General features: G+C 72.6%; 4 protein-coding genes. 1 reads left to right on the top strand and 3 read right to left on the bottom strand.

What is annotated here, in order from left to right; all coding sequences use genetic code 11:
• Nucleotides 1-182 precede the first annotated feature (182 nt).
• Entirely contained in the window at nt 183-1,373 is a 1,191-nt protein-coding gene (locus ACFPA8_RS20300) for a cytochrome P450 (RefSeq protein ID WP_386450558.1), read from the top strand.
• A gap of 168 nt (nt 1,374-1,541) precedes the next feature.
• Here ACFPA8_RS20300 and abc-f read toward each other — a convergent pair whose 3' ends face one another.
• The 3 genes from abc-f to ACFPA8_RS20285 form a co-directional block, all read right to left on the bottom strand.
• Nucleotides 1,542-3,182: a ribosomal protection-like ABC-F family protein gene (gene abc-f / locus ACFPA8_RS20295; RefSeq protein WP_386450556.1), complete on the bottom strand. Its 1,641-nt coding sequence runs from the start codon at nt 3,180-3,182 to the stop codon at nt 1,542-1,544.
• Between the two features lie 272 nt (nt 3,183-3,454).
• Complete coding sequence (locus tag ACFPA8_RS20290) at nt 3,455-4,813, bottom strand: dihydrolipoamide acetyltransferase family protein (protein WP_386450554.1); 1,359 nt, start codon at nt 4,811-4,813, stop codon at nt 3,455-3,457.
• Nucleotides 4,810-5,781, bottom strand: coding sequence for an alpha-ketoacid dehydrogenase subunit beta (locus tag ACFPA8_RS20285; RefSeq protein ID WP_386450701.1), 972 nt, complete (start codon nt 5,779-5,781; stop codon nt 4,810-4,812). The genes ACFPA8_RS20290 and ACFPA8_RS20285 overlap by 4 nt, the downstream gene beginning before the upstream one ends.
• Nucleotides 5,782-5,810: the final 29 nt, after the last annotated feature.

Here is a 5,810-nt window from a genome sequence, read left to right as displayed (position 1 = left end):
CAGGCCTCCTCGCCGGTCCGTGCTTGCCGACCCACTATGGGCGGCACGCCTGATGGCGCCCTGATGACGGACTGACGGACCGTGAACGCCCCCTCTCGCCGCGGCGCCCGGGCGAGCACACTCACTGTCGGACGAGACGAGCGGGCTTACCGGACTGTCCGCGCCGAAGGACATGGAGAGACATGGCAGCCAGCGACACGCGTCACCAGTACCCCTTCGACCGTGCGGTTCCGACAGAGATTCCGCCCCTGTACGAGGAGCTCCGCGAGACCGAGCGCGTCGCCAGGATCACCATGGCGACGGGCGACCCGGGCTTCCTGGTCACCCGGTACGAGGACGTCCGATTCGTCCTCTCCGACTCCAGGTTCAGCGTCCGTCAGGACCTGCCCGGAGCGCCGCGCCTGACCGAGATGACCTTCGAGAGCGTGATGACGACGGATCCGCCCGTCCACACGCGGCTGCGCCGCCTGCTCTCCCGGGACTTCACCGCCCGCCGGGTCGAGCGGATGCGCCCGCGGCTGCAGGAGATCGTCGACGGTCTGCTCGACGAGATGGAGAAGCAGGGCCCGCCGGCCGAGATCGTGGAGTCGCTCGCGGCGCCGTTCCCCATCACCGTGATCTGCGAGCTGCTCGGCGTCCCGATGGTCGACGTCGCCCGGTTCCGCACCTGGGCGGACATCATGGTCTCGCTCACCGGCTACTCCATGGAGGAGTGGACGGCCGCACGCGACTCCCTCGAGAACTACCTGGACGAGCTGGTCGTCGCCAAGCGCGAAGAACCGGGGGACGACCTCCTCAGCGCCCTGGTCAGGACGGCCCAGACCGAGGACGACCTCACCGAGCACGACGTGCGTTCGCTCTCGCTCATCCTGCTGCTCGCGGGGTACGAGCCGGCCTCGAACCAGCTCGGCAGCAGCATCCTCACGCTGCTGCGCTTCCCCGAGCGGCTCGAACAGCTGCGCCGCGACCCCGACCTGCTGCCGTCCGCGGTGGAAGAACTCATGCGCTACGCCCCCGCCGGCGACGGTGCGCTGTTCCGGGTCACGCTCGACGACGTCACCATCGGCGGGACGCACATCCCGGCCAACAGCGCGGTCCTCGCCTCGACCCAGGCCGCCAACTGGGATCCGCGCCGCTACGACGAGCCCGACGGACTGATCCTCGACCGCCCCGACAACCAGCACACCGCGCTGGGCCACGGCATCCACTTCTGTCTCGGCGCGGCCCTCGCCCGGGTCGAACTCCAGGTGGCCATCGGCTCGCTGCTGCGCCGCTTCCCCAAGCTCGCCCTCGGCACCGACGTGGCGAACCTCCGCTGGTCGAGCCCGGGTTCGATGCTCAGCGGCTTCTCGGAGATCCCCGTCACCTGGTGACCCGCCCGGTGACCCCGGCCGCGCGGACCCCGCGCGGCCGGCGGCTGCCCCGGAGCTCCGGCGGGGCGGCGCATGCTCGCCGCCCCGCCGGAGCCGCGTCGTCCCCGGTACGCCGCGGAGACCGCACGCTGCCGCCGCCCCGGCATGTCCTGCCGGGGCGGCCCGCTCTCACAGCGGCGCGGGACCCGCGGGCTCCGCGGCGCGCAGCACACCGTCCCGCACCTCGACGGGTTCGCCGTCGAAGCGGGCACGCAGCCGCCGGTCGTGGGAGACGATGATCACGGCTCCCTCGAACAGGGCCAGCGCGTCCTCCAGTTCCTCCATCAGCGTCAGCGCGAGGTGGTTGGTGGGCTCGTCGAGCAGCAGCAGGTCCGCGGGCTGCACGACGAGGCGCGCCAGGGCCAGCCTGCGCTGCTGACCCACCGACAGACCGCCCACGGGCACGTGGAAGGAGTCCGCCGGGAACAGGCCGAGTGAGGCCAGCTGCTCGCGGTGCTCGTCCAGGGTTCCCACCCGGCCCTCGGCGAAGGCGGCGAGCAGGGACTGTTCCGGCTTGCGGACCGTCACCTCCTGGGGCAGGTAACTGATGCCTCCCTGCCGTACGACCTCACCCGAATCGGGTTCGCACGCCCCCGCCAGGACGTTCAGGAGGGTGGTCTTCCCCGCCCCGTTGGGGCCGTGGACGAGCAGCCTGCTGTGCTTGTCGACGCTGAGCGATCCCACCCGCAGGCGGCCCTCGACCACCACGTCCGTCAGTGTCACCAGCGGGGCGTCGAACTGCTCACCGGTGCCCGAGAGGCCCGCGGAGAAGCGCAGCGGGTCGGGCGGGCGGGGCACCGGGTCCTCCTCCAGGCGGCGCAGCCGCTCCAGTGCGTTGCGGACCCGGCTGCCGACCTGACGCTCGGCCCGCAGCCCGTGGTTGTGGAACTGCAGCTTGTTGGAGTGGAAGCGGTTGGCGTAGCCGACGCGGTGCGCCGTGGTCACGCTGCGCACCCGCTGGAACTCCATGTCGTCCAGCCAGGTCTGGTACGCCTCCTCCCAGCGCCTGCGGGCCGCCGCCTTCTCCTCCAGGAACCCGGCGTAGCCGTTCCCGTACCGGTTGACCGTGTGCCGGTCGCCGTCGACCTCCAGGATCACGTCGGTGACGCGCTCCAGGAACACACGGTCGTGGGAGACCGCGACGACGGTGCCGCGGAAGCGCCGCAGCTTGTTCTCCAGCCAGTCCAGCGCCCGGTCGTCGAGGTGGTTGGAGGGCTCGTCGAGGAGCAGCAGGTCGGGTTCGGTGGCGAGCATGCAGGCGAGGGCGAGACGGCTCTGCTCGCCGCCCGACAGGGCGCTGAGCGGCCGGTCGTGGGGGATGTGCCCGACGCCGAGTTCGTCGAGCGCCGCGGCGGCGCGGGCGTCGGCTGTGTAGCCGCCGCGGGCCTCGAAGCGGGTCACCAGTTCGTCGTAGGCCTTGAGTTCGGCGGGGGACGCGGTGGCCATGTCCGCCTCGATCGCGCGGAGCCGGCGTTCCATCTCGCGCAGATCCGACAGCGCCCAGTCGATGGCGTCGCTCACGGTGTAGTACGGCGGCAGGTCGAGGGTCTGGCCGAGCAGTCCGACGCCGCCTTCGGTGTCGACGGTGACCGTGCCCTCGTCGGGGGCGTCGACACCGGCCATCAGACGCAGCAGCGTCGTCTTGCCGGCGCCGTTCTCGCCCACGACGCCGACGGTCTCACCGGGCCGGATGCTCAACGACACCTGGTCGAGCACGAGATGGTCGGCGAATCCCTTGGACACGCCGGAGAGAGTGAGCTGAGAAGGCATGTGTACGTAGATCTCCTCCGGGACACGGGAGTGCCCCACGGCCCATCGCCGGGCGTGGTCCGGCACGGGGCGCGGTGTGCGCCGACGCATGGGCGGATGGCTGGGGTGTTCGTGGAATCCCGCCGCTCCGGTCAGAAGATCATGCCTTGGAGTGTACGACCGGGAACGCGAGCGGACAACGGCAATTCCGTTCCACGGCAGCGGAGTTGTGCGTCACCCGGGTGACCCGGGTGACCCGGGTGACACGGGTGACACGGCCGCCGGGGGCGGCGTCAGAGGTGGAGCAGAAGGGTTCCGGGCAGGGTCACGGCCTCGGCGACGGAGTTGAGGAAAGCGGCGGCGGTGCCCCCGTCGCACACGCGGTGGTCGAAGGTCAGGGACAGCGGAGCGACGCTGCGCGGCACCACCGCGTCGTCGACCACCCACGGTCTGCGGATGATCCGGCCGACGCCCAGCATCGCGGTCTCGGGGTGGTTGATCAGGGGGACCGCGCCGTCGGTGCCGAGCGCGCCGTGGTTGTTGAGCGTGAAGCAGCCGCCTGTCAACTCGTGCGGGGCGAGGGTGCCTTCGCGTGCGCCGCCGACGAGCCGGCCGATCTCCGCAGCGAGCTGGGCCGTGGTGAGCCGCCCGGCGTCGTGCACGACGGGGACGACCACGCCGCGATCGGTCCGGGTGGCGATGCCGAGGCCGATGGACGCGGGGGGCCGGACGCCCGTGGCCGTGCCGTCCGCGCCGTACACCACACGGGAGCCCAGTTCCGGGTGGCGCTGAAGGGCCGCCACGCACATCCGGGCGACGAGAGCGAGCACCCCGACGCGCGGACCGGCGCCCTCGTGCGAGCCCTTGCACAGTTCGAGCAGGCCGGTGGCGTCGGCCTCCCGCCAGCAGGTCGCGGCGGGGATCTCACGGTGACTGTCCGTCACCTTGCGGGCGGCGGCGCGCTGCACTCCGTGCCAGACGACGACCCCGTGACCGGTCCCGTCATCGGACCCGTCATCGGCCGGGCCGACGGCGGGTGCGGTGCCGGTGCCCGACGCGGGGGACGCGGGGCCGTCGAGCACCGATATGGCTCGCGCGACGTCGGAACGGCCGACGAGCCCGGCCGGACCGGTGCCCGGCACCGCCCGCAGGTCGATGCCGTGCTCCCGGGCCATGCGGCGTACCAGCGGCGACACCACCGGGACCGGTCCGTCCGCGGCGCGGGGCGGTGCGGCGGCCGGTACGGGCGGCGTTGCCGCCACGGCCCCGGCGGGACGCCCGTGCCGTGCGGGAGAGCCGGCAGGGGCGGCCGCGGGCCGCCGGACGACCGGGGTGACGTCCCGCGTTCCGTAACCGACGAGGACCGGTTCCCCGGCGGAAGGCTCCCCCCGCCGACCGGGTCCGGACGGCTCCGCGATGACGACGAGGGCGGTTCCCACGGCGTGCACCGCCCCGGGAGCACCACGGCGTTCGACGACCCGGCCCGCGTACGGGCTGGGGATCTCCACCTGCGCCTTGGCCGTCTCCACCTCGACGAGCGGCTGGTCCACCTCGACGTGGTCGCCCTCCGCCACCAGCCAGCGGACGATCTCCGCCTCCGTCAGGCCCTCGCCCAGGTCGGGCAGCCGGAACTCCCGGCGCACCGCGTTCACCACTGCTCCCACTGCAACCGGGAGACCGCGTCGAGGATCCGGTCGACGCCCGGCAGGTGATGGTGTTCGAGGAGGGGCGGTGGATAGGGGATGTCGAACCCCGTGACCCGCAGCACCGGCGCCTCCAGATGGTGGAAGCACCGTTCGGTGACACGGGCGGCGATCTCCGCACCCGGCCCCGCGAACCCGCCCGCTTCGTGCACCACCACCGCACGCCCGGTCCGGCGCACCGAGGCGCACACGGTGTCGTCGTCGAAGGGCACCAGCGAACGCAGGTCGACCACCTCGAGGTCCCAGCCCTCTGCGCGTGCCGCCTCGGCCGCGTCGAGGCACACCGGCACCGACGGGCCGTACGTGATCAGTGTCGCTCCGCGCCCCGCACGCCGTACGGCGGCCCGGCCGACCGGTTCCACGGCCGCCGGGTCCTGCTCGCTCCACGGCTCTTTCGCCCAGTACAGGCGCTTGGGCTCCAGGAAGACGACAGGGTCCTCGGAGGCGATCGCCGCCCGCAGCATTCCGTACGCGTCCGCCACCGTGGCGGGTGTGAACACCTGAAGTCCGGGCGTGGCCATGTAGTACGCCTCCGACGAATCGCTGTGGTGCTCGACCCCGCCGATCCCGCCGCCGTAGGGCACCCGGACCGTCAGCGGCAGAGCCATCGCCCCGCGCGTACGGTTGCGCATCTTGGCCACGTGCGACACCAGTTGTTCGAAGGCCGGGTACGCGAAGGCGTCGAACTGCATCTCGACGACGGGCCGGAGCCCGTACATCGCCATGCCGACGGCGGTGCCCAGGATTCCCGCCTCCGCCAGCGGGGTGTCGGTGCACCGTTCCGTGCCGAACTCCGCCGTCAGGCCGTCCGTCACCCGGAAGACCCCGCCGAGGGCGCCGACGTCCTCGCCCAGAACGTGCACGGTGCTGTCGGCGTGCATCGCGTCCCGCAGCGCCCGGTTGAGGGCACGCGCCATGGTGACGGCTGCCAAGTCCCCACCGGGAG

Source organism: Streptomyces ovatisporus, assembly GCF_042653885.1.
In the GTDB taxonomy this organism is placed as follows: domain Bacteria; phylum Actinomycetota; class Actinomycetes; order Streptomycetales; family Streptomycetaceae; genus Streptomyces; species Streptomyces ovatisporus.
The sequence above is the reverse complement of the archived record's forward strand: the minus strand, read 5'-3'. Positions and strand labels throughout refer to the sequence as shown.

Bases quoted from the DNA above. Each gene is read 5' to 3' on its own strand.
- ACFPA8_RS20300 (WP_386450558.1), top strand. From the start codon at position 183: ATGGCAGCCAGCGACACGCGTCACCAGTACCCCTTCGACCGTGCGGTT.
- abc-f (WP_386450556.1), bottom strand. From the start codon at position 3,182: ATGCCTTCTCAGCTCACTCTCTCCGGCGTGTCCAAGGGATTCGCCGAC.
- ACFPA8_RS20285 (WP_386450701.1), bottom strand. From the start codon at position 5,781: ATGGCGCGTGCCCTCAACCGGGCGCTGCGGGACGCGATGCACGCCGAC.